The following is a 17,162-nucleotide window of genomic DNA, read 5'->3' on the forward strand; positions in this document are numbered from 1 at the left end:
GGATCAGTTAACTGAATCGATCCATTGCACACTGTCGGCGGTGAGCGTAAAGGGGGTGGGGGTGCAGATCGCAAGGCTTAAATTTTCTAGCTGACAATGGCTGACTGACAGCGAGGAGTGATAGGTGCTATCTACGCTGACGATTTGCCAGGCGCTGCCGCCACGCTGTTTAACGATGGCTTCTTTGCGCGTCCAGATGCGCCAGAACATTTCCAGTTGCTGATCAGGATGCACGGCGTCCATTTCAGCGTGTTCCCCGAGGCTGAACACGGCGTTCGCCAGCCAGCGCCAGTTGGCGCGCGGGCGAATCACTTCGATATCGCAGCCGACTTCGCCTTCATCGCTCAACAGCAGAGCGATATCGTCACCGCTATGGCTTAAGTTGAACCATAGCGGCGTTTCCGGCGCGAATGCAGGTTTGCCTTGTTCGCCATAGATGATCTCCGGTAGCGGGGAAAGCGTGTGCGAAAGCAATGCACGCCCCGCCAGCCAGCGTTCGCGTCGTGGACCTTGCGGTGCTTGCTCGCGTAAACCCGGTGGCAGTGGAGCTGCGCTTAAGGTCGAAACTTTCCCCAGAACTATCCGATACATATCAGGGCCAACGTTTAATGGAAAATGAAAGTGCGTATCGTATCACTTGTCGCCTCATCCCGGTAACCGACTTTTCGGTCTGTCCGGCCCCAGTAAAATCGCCAGTTTGCTGCCACCTTTCGTCGTTTCCATCCAGATTTTACACACGCTGGTTAATGGCACCGAAAGTAGCATCCCTACCGGGCCGAGCAGCCATCCCCAGATTAACAATGAAAGAAATACCACCATGGTGGACATCCCCAGGCGATGGCCCATCATCCGTGGTTCTAAAATATTGCCGATGACCATATGGACCACTAAAAACAATGCGCCGACCAGAATACATTCGTAAACACCATTAAACAGCAGCACCTGAATCATTGGCGGTACGGCGGAAATTACCGCGCCGATATTGGGCACGTAGTTGAGCAAAAACGCCAGTACTGCCCACATCAGCGCAAACTGTACGCCCATTAGCGCCAGCCCCAGCCAGACGATGACACCTGTCCATAAACTGAGTAGCGTCTTTAACGCCAGATAATGCGAAACGCCTTTAAGTGCGCGGTGTAATCCTGCGATGTGAATCTGTGGGTTATTCAGCGCAAAACGCATTTTGTAAGGGACGTGGCGCACTTCAAACAGCATAAAAACTACGGTCATCACCAGCAAAAGCACGCTCGCCATTGCCCCGGAAAGCCCGGTCATTAGCGCTGTGGTGAAGGTAACCACTTTTTCCGAGTCCATCCGCTGCAGCATTCGCTCCGGCGACATATGCAAATTAAGAAAAGGCAACATCTCCTGCAATTTAAAAAGTTTGCGCGTCAGCTCCTTATTAAACTTCGGCAGCATAGAGATAAATTCGTTAAACGATGCCGCCAGTACGCCGACCAGCGCGGTTAGTGCGATCAGCATCACCACCACTACAATCGTAATGGCAACGGGGCGTTGTACTCCCCGACGAATAAACCAGGTAACGAGCGGGTTGAGGACGATGGCAAAAAACAGCGCCAGTAACAGCTGCACAATGATATCTGCCGCTGCGTGAATGCCCGCGAGGATCACTACCAGCGAGGCCAACTTGAGCAGAATGTGCATGCCCGTTTTATCGGGTTGAGGGGTTTCCATTGGGGCTTCCTTGTGACTTTTTGTGTTAAGTGTAGCGGGAGTCACGCCAGCAATATTCTGATTCTTACTGCTGATTTTCACGTCAGCACATGGTAAAAATGAAACACTGTTGTAAAAATGTGGTGATCCTCATGCCCGAACCCGTAGCCGAACCCGCGCTAAACGGATTGCGCCTGAATTTGCGCATTGTCTCCATTGTCATGTTTAACTTCGCCAGCTACCTCACCATCGGGTTGCCGCTCGCTGTATTACCGGGCTATGTCCATGATGTGATGGGCTTTAGCGCCTTCTGGGCAGGATTGGTTATCAGCCTGCAATATTTCGCCACCTTGCTGAGCCGCCCTCATGCCGGACGTTACGCCGATTTGCTGGGACCCAAAAAGATTGTCGTCTTCGGTTTATGCGGCTGCTTTTTGAGCGGTCTGGGGTATCTGACGGCAGGATTAACCGCCAGTCTGCCTGTCATCAGCCTGTTATTACTTTGCCTGGGGCGCGTCATCCTTGGGATTGGGCAAAGTTTTGCCGGAACGGGATCGACCCTATGGGGCGTTGGAGTGGTTGGCTCGCTGCATATCGGGCGGGTGATTTCGTGGAACGGCATTGTCACTTACGGGGCGATGGCGATGGGTGCGCCGTTAGGCGTCGTGTTTTATCACTGGGGCGGCTTGCAGGCGTTAGCGTTAATCATTATGGGCGTGGCGCTGGTGGCCATTTTGTTGGCGATCCCGCGTCCGACGGTAAAAGCCAGTAAAGGCAAACCGCTGCCGTTTCGCGCGGTGCTTGGGCGCGTCTGGCTGTACGGTATGGCGCTGGCACTGGCTTCCGCCGGATTTGGCGTCATCGCCACCTTTATCACGCTGTTTTATGACGCTAAAGGTTGGGACGGTGCGGCTTTCGCGCTGACGCTGTTTAGCTGTGCGTTTGTCGGTACGCGTTTGTTATTCCCTAACGGCATTAACCGTATCGGTGGCTTAAACGTAGCGATGATTTGCTTTAGCGTTGAGATAATCGGCCTGCTACTGGTTGGCGTGGCGACTATGCCGTGGATGGCGAAAATCGGCGTCTTACTGGCGGGGGCCGGGTTTTCGCTGGTGTTCCCGGCATTGGGTGTAGTGGCGGTAAAAGCGGTTCCGCAGCAAAATTAGGGGGCGGCGCTGGCAACTTACACCGTATTTATGGATTTATCGCTTGGCGTGACTGGACCACTGGCTGGGCTGGTGATGAGCTGGGCGGGCGTACCGGTGATTTATCTGGCGGCGGCGGGACTGGTCGCAATCGCGTTATTACTGACGTGGCGATTAAAAAAACGGCCTCCGGAACACGTCCCTGAGGCCGCCTCATCATCTTAAAACTTACTGAATAACCAGCGTATTAATGATGTTTTCTGCGGTGGTTTGCGCTTTTTGCTGATCGTCAGCTGGCAGCGTAATTTGCATGGTCAGCAGTTGATTACCCACGTTACCCAGAATAACGGAAGAGTACGCCGTCTGGCCTTTCGCGGAGATAATACTGTCTAACTGCTGCATTTTGTGACCTTTCAGCTCAATGGCTTTATTGGTTACCACTTGCAGCTGCGGATCGCGGCTACGTTGCTGATCTTCCAGACGCTTCGCCAACACCGCCAGATCTTCTTTCGGATCATCGCCCATGATGACGATGACTGCTTTCTGCCCGGTGGCGTCGGACCAGACATGCATGTTATTGGCCTGCGTTCCCAGCTTACCGCTCTGGTCGGTCATATCCGCTGGCAGCGAGAAACTTAACTTGCCATCAAGCAGGTTGACGGGATTCCCGGTAGCGTTACTTTCCGCGACCGAACCCTGCGCCGTAGCGTTAGTGTCTTTATCATCACAGGCCGCAAGCCCCATAACCAGCAGGCCAATTCCGACATATTTAACCAGATTGCGCATTGACTTCTTCCTTTCGATAAACGGCCATAACGGCTCATTCATCCATCTTATCACAACTCTGATTACGAACCTTTAACTCGCCTGCAAAGCGTTGATTTCGGATTTATCTGCCAGTCTTTTCAACAGCATATTGAGTAATACGCCATACATTGGCAGGAAGAAAACGATACTGATTAACACTTTGAAACAGTAATCGACCAGCGCGATTTCCATCCAGTGTTCAGCCATAAAGGCATCCGGGCTACGCCAGAAGGCAATGAAGAAAAAGGCCAGCGTGTCGCTGACGTTACCGAACAGTGTGGACGCTGTCGGTGCCAGCCACCAGCGGCGACTCTGACGCAGGCGGTTAAAAACGTGCACGTCGAGGATTTGCCCCAGCGCGTAGGCCATGAAACTGGCGGTGGCGATACGGGCGACAAACAGGTTGAAGTGGGCGAGTGCGCCGAATCCCTGCCAGGAACCCATATAGAATAGCGACGAGATGACGTAGGAGATTAATAACGCAGGGATCATTACCGCGAAGATAATGCGTCGGGCCAGCGGTGCGCCAAAAATACGCACGGTCAGGTCGGTAGCAAGAAAAATAAACGGAAAGCTAAACGCGCCCCAGGTGGTATGGAAACCAAAAATGGAGACGGGAAGCTGAACCAGATAGTTACTGGAGGTGATCACCAGAAGATGAAATAACGATAACCAGAACAACGCCTTATAGCGTTGAGTTTGCGAGAAAACGTTCATATTGTACCTTTTTGATTAACCATTGGGGTGAGGGAACCCAATACGTACGACACGTCTGTTACCTTAACATAATAACGTGCTTACCCTTTTTTCGAGCCGCCGCATGATACTGCTTTACGTTGACAATGCAATGGTTAATTTTCACGCAATCGTTAACCTGGTTTGCTTACGGACTCACAGGGCGTAAACTAGCGCCGTTTTTTTAAGTGATGAGAAGAAAATGACCGATCTCTTTTCCAGCCCTGACCACACACTCGACGCGCTTGGCCTGCGCTGCCCGGAACCGGTGATGATGGTGCGCAAAACCGTGCGCAATATGCAGCCTGGCGAAACGTTGCTGATTATCGCCGACGATCCGGCCACTACCCGCGATATTCCTGGGTTTTGTACCTTTATGGAACACGAACTGGTTGCGAAAGAGACGGATGGACTGCCTTATCGTTATTTGATTCGTAAAGGCGGTTGATAGGGGCTGATTGGCTTCGATGCCGCCTTTTCCTCACCCCCTAACCCTCTCCCCAGAGGGGCGAGGGGACCGATCGCGCTCAATGTTGCGATCGGTTTGCCTTATCTCCTGCGCAACAACCTTAACGCATTCGCCGTCACCAGCACCGTCGCACCCGTATCTGCCAGCACTGCCAGCCACAACCCGGTCATCCCTAAAAGCGTGGTGACGAGGAAGATCCCTTTCAGTCCCAGCGCAATGGTGATGTTCTGGCGGATATTGGCGTGAGTGGCGCGTGCCAGTTCAATCATTTGCACCAGGCCGCGCAGGTGGTTATGGGTTAATGCTGCGTCGGCGGTTTCCAGCGCCACGTCTGTGCCGCTACCCATAGCAATCCCGATGGCGGCAGCTTTCATCGCTGGCGCGTCGTTAATACCATCACCGACCATCGCCAGGGGCGCATGTTGATTCAGCTTGGTCACCGCTTTGACTTTATCTTCCGGCAATAGGCCCGCTTTAAACTCCAGCCCCAGCTCCCCGGCAATTGCCGCCGCTGCGCGTGGATTATCGCCGGTGAGGATCACTCCTTTAACCCCCAGCGCGTTCAGTTCACTGATGGCAGTTGTAGCGTCGGCGCGCAGGGTATCCTGCAATGCAATGATACCCAGCACGTCATCATTACGTACTACCAGCACAACCGTTTGCCCGGCGCTTTCCAGTTCATTAATCAAACCAGCAAATGCATCAGCGGGATGTTTCCCGGCAGCGCATATCAACACGCGCTCACCATTAACCTGCGCTTCAATGCCAGACCCGACCAGTGCCCGCTGTGATTCGGCGGTGGGAATGGCGAGTTCAGCAACCTGTGCTTCGCGTACGATGGCTTGCGCCAGTGGATGCGTCGCGCCTTGCTCGACCGCCGCCGCCAGTGTCAGCAGTTCAGATTCACTAATACCCGTTGCCGGATGAATCGCGGTAACGCGCGGTTTACCGACGGTCAGCGTACCGGTTTTATCAAACGCCACTTGGGTAACACGACCTAGTTGTTCCAGCGCCGCACCGCCTTTAATTAACGCCCCACGACGCGCTGCTGCTGCCAGCCCGGAGGTTATCGCCGCAGGCGTTGAGATAACTAACGCACACGGGCAACCAATCAGCAGCAGCGTCAGACCTTTATAAATCCACTCCTGCCAGCTGGCGGCAAACAGCAGCGGCGGCACTAGCGTTACCAGCAGGGCGACGGCCATAATCGCTGGCGTATAAATACGGCTGAAACGGTCGATAAACCGCTCAATGGGGGCGCGGCGCTCTTCGGCTTCTTCGATCAGTTTCAGAATCCGGTCAATGGCGCTGGCACCCGGTTCTGACAGCACTTCCAGCGTTACCAGACGGTCTACGCTGGTGGCTCCTGCAGGAACTTTATCGCCCGTCGCGCGCTCCACCGGAATGGATTCTCCGGTTAGGGCGCTTTCATCAAAACTGGCAAACGGTGAGAGCAGTTTACCGTCGGCAGGCAAACGCCCACCTGCGGCGACTTCAATCACATCGCCAGGCCGCAGGCTGTTAATCGCCACCTCTTCCCGCTCACCGTTACGCAGGCGCGTGGCGGTTTCTGGTTTCAGCGCCATTAACGCGCTAACGCCCTGACGCGCGCGGCTGGCGGCCCAGCCTTCCAGTCGTTCACCAATCAAAAACAGCAGCAACACCATCGCAGCTTCAGCCGTTGCGCCAATAAACAGTGCACCAATAGCGGCTACGCTCATTAAGGTTTCAATGGCGAAGTAGCTGCCGGATTTGATCAGCCGTAATGCCTGATGAGCAATCGGGTACAGCCCAACTAGCGTGGTCGCGATAAACGCCAGTTGCCCGAACGGATGATTGAACTGCTCCAGACCCCAGCTGATTGCCATCATCACGATAAGCGTAATCAGCGGCAGATTCTCTTTCAGGCGCGATGCTTGTGGCTCGTCGGCGGCCTGCTCATCGCGCAGGGAATAGCCCGCTTTTTGCACCGCAGATTCAACCTGGGCACGGATGTCATTGTCGGCATCAACCACCAGTTTTTCGGTGGCGAACAACACCTGCACCTGATTCACGCCTGCAAGCTGGCGCACGGCATTTTCTACCTTGCGCGCACAGGCGGCGCAGTCCATGCCGCTGACTTTCCAGCTATAGCGGGTGCCGGAGACGTTTTCAGAGAGCGTTGGCGAGCTGGAGCATGCGCCGTCGCAGCAACAGTCGTTGGCGTTCTGTACCGTGGTTAGCGGTTTGAACGCAGCAAATTGAGGGGCTTTCTTGCCGTGATTGTCAGGTGTCGACATGGCATCCTCCGGTTAAGTTTTTTCTCATTAACCGAAGGATACACTCTGGAGTCGACTCCAGAGTCAAGTTTTATCAGAGATACAGTGAGCGGACGATGAGGAAGTGACCGGCAAAGTAGCAGGCCGCAGCAATCGCGTTATCCGCACGGAAGCGTCGGCGATAGTGGCTCCCCAGCCAGACAAAGTTACTGATAAACAGCAACGAAGCGCCAACAAACGCAGAGAGCGCCGGAGCGGTCGGACGGAAGAACCACAGTTCACCTGCCAGCCACACCATCACCAGCGTCATGCCGATAAACGTGCAGATAGGCCAACGGTACTCTTCCAGCCGCGTCCAGATAATCGCCAGTAGCAGCGCACCCAGAACCAGCAACACCAGTGGCAGAGGCCAGAAGAAAGAGAGCGTCATCTGACTGGCGAAATAGATGGTGTACAGCAGGTGCGAGAGGAAAAACGCGCCGATGGCGTACATCAGACGTTGACGTGGCAACAGGGTTAGCGCATCGCCCAGCAGTGAGGCGCACAGTCCCGCCAGCACCAGATAGCTAATGGCGTCGAACATCGGTGCTTGCCAGGCCAGTAACAGCAGGAGAAGAAGGGTTAACGGTTTAAACACCCAGCGTTGCCAGGTTGGCCCACGATACGATGCATCCACAGATAGCCATGCGGAAAGACAGACAGCGATAAACGACCAAAGCATCTTAGTTCCTTGAATTCGTTATTTTTTCGTAAGCGGAATGCCTACGGTCTTGCTTCCAGTTTAGTGGCGAGGGTGGACGGATGACAACACCATAACTGGCAGGGTATGCTTAATTCCGCATTTTCCGATGAGGGATAAAGATGAGTAAACCACCTCTTTTCTTTATTGTTATCATTGGCTTAATTGTCGTCGCCGCATCGTTTCGTTTTATGCAACAGCGACGGGAAAAAGCTGATAATGATATGGCTCCGCTCCAGCAAAAGCTGGTGGTGGTGAGCAACAAGCGGGAAAAACCGATTAACGATCGCCGTTCGCGCCAGCAGGAAGTGACTCCGGCAGGCACCAGTATGCGCTATGAGGCAAGCTTCAAACCGCAAAGCGGAGGAATGGAGCAGACGTTTCGCCTCGACGCCCAGCAGTACCACGCCCTGACCGTGGGCGATAAAGGTACGCTGAGCTATAAAGGAACGCGCTTTGTTAGCTTTGTTGGCGAACAATAAGGTTATTTTTTAACTTTAAATTTCTTCTGCCAGACCAGCAGTTCAAACACGCCGAAAAGGAAAATCCGCACCTTTTCGGCGGTGGTCATCTGCGGGCCATCTTTCGGTAAAGTGGATTTCAATAGCGCCAGCTGCATACCATGCATCAGCACGGTAAAAATCAGCGCCACGTTAACGAAAATATTTAGCGGGCGCGGGAAGGGATGCACCAGATTGAGGATTAAAAATCCCCAAACGCAGAGCATTAACAAACGACCAATATTAATCAGCATCACTTTCTCCTTGTGCTTCGTGTTGATACAGCCGATAAGCCACCTGACCCGCCACTTTTTCCCGATGTAATGACCAGTTTGCCGGAACAGTGGGCAGACCGTTTTCGACTTCGCTTTCGACATAAATCAGGGCTTCGTCAGCCAGCCAGCCGTTATCTTCCAGTAAATTTATCGTCTCTTCTAACAAGCCACGGCGGAACGGTGGATCGACAAACACGATATTATGCGGTGTGCCTTTTTGCGCCAGGAATGACATTGCGTTGCTGTTCACCACGCGTGCATTGCCTGCTTTTAGTGTCGCCAGATTCTTAATTAACTGCTGAGAAACCACGCGATCCATCTCAATCAACGTTGCCCCCGCAGCGTAGCGCGATAACGCTTCCAGCCCCAGCGCGCCGCTCCCGGCGAAGCAATCCAGACATTGGGCGTCAACAATGACCGGAGCCAGCCAGTTAAACAACGTTTCGCGTACGCGGTCGGTGGTGGGGCGCAGACCTGGGCTATCAGGAACCGGGAGTTTACGGCCTCGCCACTGCCCGCCAATAATGCGGATTTGGCCGCTGCCGGAATGATTCGGTTTTTTCATGATAAATTGCTCAATCCGCCAGATAACATATACTTGCAGGCGGTGATGTGAATTAAGTTAAGTGATAGACTATTTCATCATTTTTTTAGCTGCCATGTACATAGCGTTAACGCTGTGCCATGAAGCAACAGCGAGGAGTGTAGTCGCAAATGGCGAAAGAAAAAAGACGTGGCTTTTTTTCCTGGCTGGGCTTTGGTCAAAAAGAGCAGACCCCGGAAAAAGAGACAGAAGTTCAGAATGAACAACCGGTTGTAGAAGAAATCGTTCAGGCGCAAGAGCCTGCGAAGGCTTCTGAACAAGCCGTTGAAGAGCAGCCGCAGGCGCATACTGAAGCCGAGGCGGAAACTTTTGCTGCCGACGTTGTGGAAGTCACTGAACAGGTTGTTGAAAGTGAAAAAGCGCAGCCTGAAGCGGAAGTTGTTGCACAGCCGGAACCGGTCGTAGAAGAAACGCCGGAGCCAGTGGCTATCGAACGTGAAGAGCTGCCGTTGCCGGAAGACGTCAACGCCGAAGAGGTTTCGCCAGAAGAGTGGCAGGCTGAAGCGGAAACCGTAGAGATTGTCGAAGCGGCAGAAGAAGAAGCGGCTAAAGAAGAAATCACCGACGAAGAGCTGGAAGCACAGGCGCTGGCTGCCGAAGCGGCAGAAGAGGCGGTGATGGTAGTTCCTCCGGCAGAAGAAGAACAGCCGGTTGAAGAAATTGCCCAGGAGCAAGAAAAACCGACCAAAGAAGGCTTCTTCGCGCGCCTGAAACGCAGCCTGTTAAAAACCAAAGAAAATCTCGGTTCCGGATTTATCAGCCTGTTCCGCGGTAAAAAAATCGACGATGATCTGTTTGAAGAGCTGGAAGAACAGCTGTTGATCGCCGATGTGGGCGTGGAAACCACACGTAAAATTATCACCAATCTGACGGAAGGCGCATCCCGCAAGCAGCTTCGTGATGCCGAGGCGCTCTATGGCCTGCTGAAAGAAGAGATGGGTGAGATTCTGGCGAAAGTCGATGAGCCGCTGAATGTTGAAGATAAAACGCCGTTCGTGATCCTGATGGTGGGCGTCAACGGTGTGGGTAAAACCACGACGATTGGTAAGCTGGCGCGTCAGTTTGAGCAGCAGGGTAAATCGGTGATGCTGGCGGCGGGCGATACTTTCCGTGCAGCTGCGGTTGAACAGCTTCAGGTCTGGGGTCAGCGCAACAATATTCCGGTGATTGCCCAGCATACCGGTGCGGATTCCGCCTCTGTTATCTTCGACGCCATTCAGGCAGCTAAAGCGCGTAATATCGACGTCCTGATTGCCGATACCGCCGGACGTCTGCAGAACAAATCGCATCTGATGGAAGAGTTGAAGAAAATCGTCCGCGTGATGAAGAAACTCGACGTTGAAGCGCCGCATGAAGTTATGCTGACTATTGATGCCAGCACCGGGCAGAACGCGGTAAGCCAGGCCAAACTGTTCCACGAAGCTGTTGGCTTAACCGGCATCACGCTAACGAAACTGGACGGCACGGCGAAAGGCGGGGTAATTTTCTCGGTGGCTGACCAGTTTGGTATCCCTATCCGCTACATTGGTGTCGGCGAACGTATTGAGGATTTGCGTCCGTTTAAGGCGGACGACTTTATAGAGGCACTTTTTGCCCGAGAGGATTAACAATGATTCGCTTTGAACATGTCAGCAAGGCTTATCTCGGTGGGAGACAGGCGCTGCAGGGCGTTACGTTCCATATGCAGCCGGGTGAGATGGCGTTTCTGACCGGTCATTCCGGCGCAGGGAAAAGTACCCTCCTGAAGCTGATCTGTGGGATTGAGCGGCCCAGCGCCGGGAAAATCTGGTTTAGCGGCCATGACATCACGCGTCTGAAAAACCGTGAAGTTCCGTTTCTGCGCCGCCAGATTGGCATGATTTTCCAGGATCACCATCTACTGATGGACCGTACTGTCTACGATAACGTGGCGATCCCGCTGATTATCGCTGGTGCCAGCGGTGACGATATTCGTCGCCGGGTGTCGGCGGCACTGGATAAAGTCGGGCTACTGGACAAAGCGAAGAACTTCCCTATTCAGCTTTCCGGCGGTGAACAACAGCGTGTTGGCATTGCCCGCGCGGTGGTGAATAAGCCCGCGGTACTGCTGGCGGACGAACCGACCGGTAACCTGGACGACGCGTTGTCGGAAGGGATTCTACGTCTGTTTGAAGAATTTAACCGCGTTGGGGTAACCGTATTGATGGCAACGCACGACATTAACCTGATTTCACGGCGTTCCTATCGCATGCTCACCCTGAGCGATGGTCACTTGCATGGAGGCGTGGGCCATGAATAAGCGCGATGCAATCAATCATATTCGGCAGTTTGGTGGGCGTCTGGATCGCTTCCGTAAATCGGTCGGCGGCTCAGGCGACGGCGGTCGTAACGCACCGAAACGCGCGAAATCCTCGCCAAAACCGGTAAATCGCAAAACCAACGTTTTCAACGAACAGGTGCGCTATGCCTTCCACGGCGCATTGCAGGATCTGAAAAGCAAACCGTTCGCCACGTTTTTAACGGTGATGGTTATCGCCATCTCCCTGACGCTGCCCAGCGTCTGTTATATGGTGTACAAAAACGTTAATCAGGCGGCGACGCAGTATTATCCGTCACCGCAAATCACTGTTTACTTGCAAAAAACGCTGGACGATGACGCCGCTGCGGGCGTGGTGGCACAGTTGCAGGCCGAGCAAGGCGTGGAGAAAGTGAACTATCTTTCTCGTGAAGACGCACTGGGCGAGTTCCGTAACTGGTCTGGTTTTGGTGGTGCGCTGGATATGCTGGAAGAAAACCCGCTTCCGGCAGTGGCGGTGGTGATCCCGAAACTCGATTTTCAGGGGACGGAATCACTCAATACGCTGCGTGATCGTATCACGCAGATTAACGGCATTGACGAAGTGCGGATGGATGACAGCTGGTTTGCCCGTCTGGCGGCGTTGACCGGGCTGGTTGGGCGCGTTTCGGCGATGATCGGCGTGTTGATGGTGGCGGCAGTGTTCCTCGTCATCGGCAACAGCGTACGTCTGAGCATCTTTGCTCGCCGTGACTCCATCAACGTGCAGAAACTGATTGGTGCGACGGATGGTTTCATCCTTCGCCCGTTCCTGTACGGTGGTGCGCTGCTGGGATTTTCTGGCGCATTGTTGTCATTAATTTTGTCAGAAATTCTGGTACTGCGTTTGTCGTCAGCGGTGGCGGAAGTGGCACAGGTTTTCGGAACGAAGTTTGATATCAATGGTTTATCGTTCGATGAATGCCTGCTATTGCTGCTGGTATGCTCGATGATTGGCTGGGTGGCAGCGTGGCTTGCCACGGTACAACATTTACGCCACTTTACGCCTGAATAATAAAAGCGTGTTATACTCTTTCCCTGCAATGGGTTCCGTAGCAGGGAAAGAGACCCCGTTGTCTCTTCCCGGTATTTCATCTCTATGTCACATTTTGTGCGTAATTTATTCACAAGCTTGCATTGAACTTGTGGATAAAATCACGGTCTGATAAAACAGTGAATGATAACCTCGTTGCTCTTAAGCTTTGGCACAGTTGTTGCTACCACTGAAGCGCCAGAAGATATCGATTGAGAGGATTTGAATGACTGACAAAATGCAAAGTTTAGCTTTAGCCCCAGTTGGCAACCTGGATTCCTACATCCGGGCAGCTAACGCGTGGCCGATGTTGTCGGCTGACGAGGAGCGGGCGCTGGCTGAAAAGCTGCATTACCATGGCGATCTGGAAGCAGCTAAAACGCTGATCCTGTCTCACCTGCGGTTTGTTGTTCATATTGCTCGTAATTATGCGGGCTATGGCCTGCCACAGGCGGATTTGATTCAGGAAGGTAACATCGGCCTGATGAAAGCAGTGCGCCGTTTTAACCCGGAAGTGGGTGTGCGCCTGGTCTCCTTCGCCGTCCACTGGATCAAAGCAGAGATCCACGAATACGTTCTGCGTAACTGGCGTATCGTCAAAGTTGCGACCACCAAAGCGCAGCGCAAACTGTTCTTCAACCTGCGTAAAACCAAGCAGCGTCTGGGCTGGTTTAACCAGGATGAAGTCGAAATGGTGGCCCGTGAACTGGGCGTAACCAGCAAAGACGTACGTGAGATGGAATCACGTATGGCGGCACAGGACATGACCTTTGACCTGTCTTCCGACGACGATTCCGACAGCCAGCCGATGGCACCGGTGCTCTATCTGCAGGATAAATCATCTAACTTTGCCGACGGCATCGAAGATGATAACTGGGAAGAGCAGGCGGCAAACCGTCTGACCGACGCGATGCATGGTCTGGACGAACGCAGCCAGGACATCATCCGTGCGCGCTGGCTGGACGAAGACAACAAGTCCACGTTGCAGGAACTGGCTGACCGTTACGGTGTTTCCGCTGAACGTGTGCGCCAACTGGAAAAGAACGCGATGAAAAAACTTCGCGCCGCTATTGAAGCGTAATTTCCGCTATTAAGCAGAGAACCCTGGATGAGAGTCCGGGGTTTTTGTTTTTTGGGCCTCTACAATAATCAATTCCCCCTCCGGCAAAACGCCAATCCCCACGCAGATTGTTAATAAACTGTCAAAATAGCTATTCCAATATCATAAAAATCGGGTATGTTTTAGCAGAGTATGCTGCTAAAGCACGGGTAGTCATGCATAAAACGAAATAAAGTGCTGAACAACAACATCACAACACACGTAATAACCAGAAGAATGGGGATTCTCAGGATGAACATAAAGGGTAAAGCGTTACTGGCAGGATGTATCGCGCTGGCATTCAGCAATATGGCTCTGGCAGAAGATATTAAAGTCGCGGTCGTGGGTGCAATGTCCGGTCCGGTTGCGCAGTACGGTGACCAGGAGTTTACCGGCGCAGAGCAGGCGGTTGCGGATATCAACGCTAAAGGCGGCATTAAAGGCAACAAACTGCAAATCGTAAAATATGACGATGCCTGTGACCCGAAACAGGCGGTTGCGGTGGCGAACAAAGTCGTTAACGACGGTATTAAATATGTGATTGGTCACCTCTGTTCTTCATCAACGCAGCCTGCGTCTGACATCTACGAAGACGAAGGCATTTTAATGATCACCCCAGCGGCAACCGCGCCGGAGCTGACCGCCCGTGGCTATCAGCTGATCCTGCGCACCACCGGCCTGGACTCCGACCAGGGGCCGACGGCGGCGAAATATATTCTTGAGAAAGTGAAACCGCAGCGTATTGCTATCGTTCACGACAAACAGCAATACGGCGAAGGTCTGGCACGAGCGGTGCAGGACGGCCTGAAGAAAGGCAATGCTAACGTGGTGTTCTTTGATGGTATCACCGCCGGGGAAAAAGATTTCTCAACGCTGGTGGCGCGTCTGAAAAAAGAGAATATCGACTTCGTTTACTACGGCGGTTATCACCCGGAAATGGGGCAAATCCTGCGTCAGGCACGCGCGGCAGGGCTGAAAACTCAGTTTATGGGGCCGGAAGGTGTGGCTAACGTTTCGCTGTCTAACATTGCGGGCGAATCAGCGGAAGGGCTGCTGGTGACCAAGCCGAAGAACTACGATCAGGTTCCGGCGAACAAACCCATTGTTGATGCGATCAAAGCGAAAAAACAGGACCCAAGCGGCGCATTCGTCTGGACCACCTACGCCGCGCTGCAATCTTTGCAGGCGGGCCTGAATCAGTCTGACGATCCGGCTGAAATCGCCAAATACCTAAAAGCGAACTCCGTGGATACCGTGATGGGGCCACTGACCTGGGATGAGAAAGGCGATCTAAAGGGCTTTGAGTTCGGCGTATTTGACTGGCACGCCAACGGCACGGCGACCGATGCGAAGTAATTGTTAATCGGCAACTTTGGGTTGCCGCCAAATTGCTAATATCGAATACGTTGCTTCATGCCGGATGCGGCGTAAACGCCTTATCCGGCCTACAAGAACCAAAGAAATCAGTAAATTGCAGCACACATTATAGGCCTGATAAGCGTAGCGCATCAGGCAATTTCTCGTTGGTCATCACTTTTGAAATCAACTTGACGATTAACGCTTCTCCCAGCCGCCCTGCTGTGCCGTAAATCCCAGTGCCTGCATAAACGCCGTCATCACACCGCGATCTTCCACGCCTGCATCCGCCATCCACCAGCATGAAACGCCAGGATTGTTACGCAAAACCTCTTCCAGCAGATATTGCCCCACACCGCGACGGCGGGTGACTTCCCGCACGCGTAGAGAATCCAGTGCTCCCTCGGTGCCGCTTAAGGTTACCCGCACGGCCGCAAGCAGACGCTCGTTAAAACGCGCGGCGTAGATACGGTGGTTATCGTCAACCTGTAAAGAGGAAGGGGAATACTCCGGCCAGATCTTTTGCAGGTCAATCCGGTCCTGGTCGCTAAAGTTTTCTAATCGAATGATGGTCAGCTTCATGGGTAACCCGTGTAAATCACAAAAGTGGAACCAGTGTAGCGAAATAATTTAATCGGAGGCTTTCTCTTTTTTATTTCTTTTGGCAGGTGATTAATTTTTTAACAGCAATAATTACAAAGTTAAAACATTAGAGAATGAAAAATGTCCAGCATAATCCCCTGAATGATAGTGAATTATTCCGCCCTTTGTGCCGTTATTTTATGCTGACAAAGGCACTTTTTTCTGTTTATCTATCAATAAATTCAGAATATTATCTGTTCTTAATCGACTGAAAAATAGGGATTTTAATCGCTATCATCACAAAATACTGCGCTAACCCCTTAATCAGACAGGCAAAAACAGTGCAGTATAAAAAAAGAACAGTCTGATTTGTTAACACATAAAAACAAAGCAACACAACATCACGAATGGGGATTTTTGACTATGAAACGGAATGCGAAAACTATCATCGCAGGGATGATTGCACTGGCAATTTCACACACCGCTATGGCTGACGATATTAAAGTCGCCGTTGTCGGCGCGATGTCCGGCCCGATTGCCCAGTGGGGCGATATGGAATTTAACGGCGCGCGTCAGGCGATTAAAGACATTAATGTCAAAGGGGGAATTAAGGGCGACAAGCTGGTTGGCGTGGAATATGACGACGCCTGCGACCCGAAACAAGCCGTTGCGGTCGCCAACAAAATCGTTAACGACGGCATTAAATACGTTATTGGTCATCTGTGTTCTTCCTCTACCCAGCCAGCGTCGGATATCTACGAAGACGAAGGTATTCTGATGATCTCGCCGGGAGCGACCAACCCGGAGCTGACCCAACGCGGTTATCAACACATTATGCGTACTGCCGGACTGGACTCTTCCCAGGGGCCTACGGCGGCAAAATACATTCTTGAGACGGTGAAGCCCCAGCGCATCGCCATCATTCACGACAAACAACAGTATGGCGAAGGGCTGGCGCGTTCGGTGCAGGACGGGCTGAAAGCGGCTAACGCCAACGTCGTCTTCTTCGACGGTATTACCGCCGGGGAGAAAGATTTCTCCGCGCTGATCGCCCGCCTGAAAAAAGAAAATATCGACTTCGTTTACTACGGCGGTTACTACCCGGAAATGGGGCAGATGCTGCGCCAAGCCCGTTCCGTTGGCCTGAAAACCCAGTTTATGGGGCCAGAAGGTGTCGGTAACGCATCGCTGTCGAACATTGCCGGTGATGCCGCCGAAGGCATGTTGGTCACTATGCCAAAACGCTATGACCAGGATCCGGCAAACCAGGGCATCGTTGATGCGCTGAAAGCAGACAAGAAAGATCCGTCCGGGCCTTATGTCTGGATCACTTACGCGGCAGTGCAATCTCTGGCAACTGCCCTTGAGCGTACCGGCAGCGATGAGCCGCTGGCGCTGGTGAAAGATTTAAAAGCTAACGGTGCAAACACCGTGATTGGGCCGCTGAACTGGGATGAAAAAGGCGATCTTAAGGGATTTGATTTTGGTGTCTTCCAGTGGCACGCCGACGGTTCATCCACGGCAGCCAAGTGATCATCCCACCGCCCGTAAAATGCGGGCGGGTTTAGAAAG

Annotated in this window: 17 protein-coding genes and 1 pseudogene; 9 read left to right on the forward strand and 9 right to left on the reverse strand. The window is 52.8% G+C overall.

Annotation, left to right across the window (positions count from 1 at the left end; genetic code table 11):
* Positions 1-3: 3 nt before the first annotated feature.
* Both acpT and ACUU1I_RS03030 read right to left on the reverse strand, forming a co-directional pair.
* On the reverse strand, positions 4-591 hold the full coding sequence (gene acpT / locus ACUU1I_RS03025) for a 4'-phosphopantetheinyl transferase AcpT (RefSeq protein ID WP_000285784.1): 588 nt from the start codon (positions 589-591) through the stop codon (positions 4-6).
* Positions 592-645: 54 nt separating this feature from the next.
* Positions 646-1,695 carry an AI-2E family transporter gene (locus ACUU1I_RS03030; protein ID WP_005071993.1) on the reverse strand — a complete coding sequence of 350 codons (1,050 nt, stop codon included), beginning with the start codon at positions 1,693-1,695 and terminating at the stop codon, positions 646-648.
* Positions 1,696-1,826: 131 nt separating this feature from the next.
* Here ACUU1I_RS03030 and ACUU1I_RS03035 point away from each other — a divergent pair.
* Positions 1,827-3,044, forward strand: a pseudogene (locus tag ACUU1I_RS03035) (MFS transporter).
* Positions 3,045-3,047: 3 nt separating this feature from the next.
* On the opposite strand, the gene dcrB reads toward ACUU1I_RS03035, so the two are convergent.
* Both dcrB and ACUU1I_RS03045 read right to left on the reverse strand, forming a co-directional pair.
* Complete coding sequence (gene dcrB / locus ACUU1I_RS03040; RefSeq protein WP_001245295.1) at positions 3,048-3,605, reverse strand: phage sensitivity protein DcrB; 558 nt, start codon at positions 3,603-3,605, stop codon at positions 3,048-3,050.
* Between the two features lie 72 nt (positions 3,606-3,677).
* Complete coding sequence (locus ACUU1I_RS03045) at positions 3,678-4,343, reverse strand: 7-cyano-7-deazaguanine/7-aminomethyl-7-deazaguanine transporter (protein ID WP_001100467.1); 666 nt, start codon at positions 4,341-4,343, stop codon at positions 3,678-3,680.
* A gap of 220 nt (positions 4,344-4,563) precedes the next feature.
* Between ACUU1I_RS03045 and tusA the strand changes: the two genes are divergently transcribed.
* On the forward strand, positions 4,564-4,809 hold the full coding sequence (tusA, locus tag ACUU1I_RS03050; protein WP_000130621.1) for a sulfurtransferase TusA: 246 nt from the start codon (positions 4,564-4,566) through the stop codon (positions 4,807-4,809).
* Positions 4,810-4,910: 101 nt separating this feature from the next.
* On the opposite strand, the gene zntA is transcribed toward tusA, so the two are convergent.
* Positions 4,911-7,109, reverse strand: coding sequence for a Zn(II)/Cd(II)/Pb(II) translocating P-type ATPase ZntA (gene zntA, locus ACUU1I_RS03055; protein WP_000106519.1), 2,199 nt, complete (start codon positions 7,107-7,109; stop codon positions 4,911-4,913).
* A 73-nt stretch (positions 7,110-7,182) separates the two neighbouring features.
* Positions 7,183-7,809, reverse strand: coding sequence for a lysoplasmalogenase (locus ACUU1I_RS03060; RefSeq protein WP_000964718.1), 627 nt, complete (start codon positions 7,807-7,809; stop codon positions 7,183-7,185).
* A 140-nt stretch (positions 7,810-7,949) separates the two neighbouring features.
* Between ACUU1I_RS03060 and ACUU1I_RS03065 the strand changes: the two genes are divergently transcribed.
* Positions 7,950-8,309 (forward strand): DUF2500 domain-containing protein, encoded by a 360-nt coding sequence (locus tag ACUU1I_RS03065; protein ID WP_000042900.1) that lies wholly within the window; start codon positions 7,950-7,952, stop codon positions 8,307-8,309.
* A 2-nt stretch (positions 8,310-8,311) separates the two neighbouring features.
* Here the strand turns inward: ACUU1I_RS03065 and ACUU1I_RS03070 are convergent, their stop codons facing one another.
* Together ACUU1I_RS03070 and rsmD are read right to left on the reverse strand one after the other, a co-directional pair.
* Positions 8,312-8,581, reverse strand: coding sequence for a DUF1145 family protein (locus ACUU1I_RS03070; protein WP_001295207.1), 270 nt, complete (start codon positions 8,579-8,581; stop codon positions 8,312-8,314).
* Positions 8,571-9,167, reverse strand: a complete 597-nt coding sequence (rsmD, locus tag ACUU1I_RS03075) for a 16S rRNA (guanine(966)-N(2))-methyltransferase (protein WP_000743201.1) — start codon at positions 9,165-9,167, stop codon at positions 8,571-8,573. The genes ACUU1I_RS03070 and rsmD overlap by 11 nt, the downstream gene beginning before the upstream one ends.
* A 149-nt stretch (positions 9,168-9,316) precedes the next feature.
* On the opposite strand from rsmD, the gene ftsY reads away from it, so the two are divergent.
* The 5 genes from ftsY (at position 9,317) to livJ (ending at position 15,008) form a co-directional block, all read left to right on the forward strand.
* A complete protein-coding gene (gene ftsY / locus ACUU1I_RS03080) occupies positions 9,317-10,813 on the forward strand; it encodes a signal recognition particle-docking protein FtsY (RefSeq protein ID WP_001040710.1) in 1,497 nt (498 codons plus the stop codon).
* Between the two features lie 2 nt (positions 10,814-10,815).
* Complete coding sequence (gene ftsE, locus ACUU1I_RS03085) at positions 10,816-11,484, forward strand: cell division ATP-binding protein FtsE (RefSeq protein ID WP_000617723.1); 669 nt, start codon at positions 10,816-10,818, stop codon at positions 11,482-11,484.
* On the forward strand, positions 11,477-12,535 hold the full coding sequence (ftsX, locus tag ACUU1I_RS03090) for a permease-like cell division protein FtsX (protein ID WP_001042003.1): 1,059 nt from the start codon (positions 11,477-11,479) through the stop codon (positions 12,533-12,535). The genes ftsE and ftsX overlap by 8 nt, the downstream gene beginning before the upstream one ends.
* 244 nt (positions 12,536-12,779) lie before the next feature.
* A complete protein-coding gene (rpoH, locus tag ACUU1I_RS03095; RefSeq protein WP_000130216.1) occupies positions 12,780-13,634 on the forward strand; it encodes an RNA polymerase sigma factor RpoH in 855 nt (284 codons plus the stop codon).
* Positions 13,635-13,904: 270 nt separating this feature from the next.
* Positions 13,905-15,008, forward strand: a complete 1,104-nt coding sequence (gene livJ, locus ACUU1I_RS03100; protein ID WP_001021996.1) for a branched chain amino acid ABC transporter substrate-binding protein LivJ — start codon at positions 13,905-13,907, stop codon at positions 15,006-15,008.
* 198 nt (positions 15,009-15,206) lie between these two features.
* On the opposite strand, the gene panM is transcribed toward livJ, so the two are convergent.
* Positions 15,207-15,590: an aspartate 1-decarboxylase autocleavage activator PanM gene (gene panM, locus ACUU1I_RS03105; RefSeq protein ID WP_000778795.1), complete on the reverse strand. Its 384-nt coding sequence runs from the start codon at positions 15,588-15,590 to the stop codon at positions 15,207-15,209.
* A 423-nt stretch (positions 15,591-16,013) separates the two neighbouring features.
* Between panM and livK the strand changes: the two genes are divergently transcribed.
* Entirely contained in the window at positions 16,014-17,123 is a 1,110-nt protein-coding gene (livK, locus tag ACUU1I_RS03110; protein ID WP_000827697.1) for a high-affinity branched-chain amino acid ABC transporter substrate-binding protein LivK, read from the forward strand.
* Positions 17,124-17,162: the final 39 nt, after the last annotated feature.

It is taken from the genome of Shigella sp. SIG3, assembly GCF_053555855.1.

What these genes read in the sequence shown, in the direction of transcription:
- ACUU1I_RS03030 (WP_005071993.1), bottom strand. Translation starts at nt 1,695, where the DNA reads ATGGAAACCCCTCAACCCGATAAAACGGGCATGCACATTCTGCTCAAG.
- rpoH (WP_000130216.1), top strand. Translation starts at nt 12,780, where the DNA reads ATGACTGACAAAATGCAAAGTTTAGCTTTAGCCCCAGTTGGCAACCTG.
- dcrB (WP_001245295.1), bottom strand. Translation starts at nt 3,605, where the DNA reads ATGCGCAATCTGGTTAAATATGTCGGAATTGGCCTGCTGGTTATGGGG.
- panM (WP_000778795.1), bottom strand. Translation starts at nt 15,590, where the DNA reads ATGAAGCTGACCATCATTCGATTAGAAAACTTTAGCGACCAGGACCGG.
- rsmD (WP_000743201.1), bottom strand. Translation starts at nt 9,167, where the DNA reads ATGAAAAAACCGAATCATTCCGGCAGCGGCCAAATCCGCATTATTGGC.
- livK (WP_000827697.1), top strand. Translation starts at nt 16,014, where the DNA reads ATGAAACGGAATGCGAAAACTATCATCGCAGGGATGATTGCACTGGCA.
- tusA (WP_000130621.1), top strand. Translation starts at nt 4,564, where the DNA reads ATGACCGATCTCTTTTCCAGCCCTGACCACACACTCGACGCGCTTGGC.
- ftsE (WP_000617723.1), top strand. Translation starts at nt 10,816, where the DNA reads ATGATTCGCTTTGAACATGTCAGCAAGGCTTATCTCGGTGGGAGACAG.
- ACUU1I_RS03060 (WP_000964718.1), bottom strand. Translation starts at nt 7,809, where the DNA reads ATGCTTTGGTCGTTTATCGCTGTCTGTCTTTCCGCATGGCTATCTGTG.
- ftsX (WP_001042003.1), top strand. Translation starts at nt 11,477, where the DNA reads ATGAATAAGCGCGATGCAATCAATCATATTCGGCAGTTTGGTGGGCGT.
- ACUU1I_RS03065 (WP_000042900.1), top strand. Translation starts at nt 7,950, where the DNA reads ATGAGTAAACCACCTCTTTTCTTTATTGTTATCATTGGCTTAATTGTC.
- ftsY (WP_001040710.1), top strand. Translation starts at nt 9,317, where the DNA reads ATGGCGAAAGAAAAAAGACGTGGCTTTTTTTCCTGGCTGGGCTTTGGT.
- ACUU1I_RS03070 (WP_001295207.1), bottom strand. Translation starts at nt 8,581, where the DNA reads ATGCTGATTAATATTGGTCGTTTGTTAATGCTCTGCGTTTGGGGATTT.
- ACUU1I_RS03045 (WP_001100467.1), bottom strand. Translation starts at nt 4,343, where the DNA reads ATGAACGTTTTCTCGCAAACTCAACGCTATAAGGCGTTGTTCTGGTTA.
- zntA (WP_000106519.1), bottom strand. Translation starts at nt 7,109, where the DNA reads ATGTCGACACCTGACAATCACGGCAAGAAAGCCCCTCAATTTGCTGCG.
- livJ (WP_001021996.1), top strand. Translation starts at nt 13,905, where the DNA reads ATGAACATAAAGGGTAAAGCGTTACTGGCAGGATGTATCGCGCTGGCA.
- acpT (WP_000285784.1), bottom strand. Translation starts at nt 591, where the DNA reads ATGTATCGGATAGTTCTGGGGAAAGTTTCGACCTTAAGCGCAGCTCCA.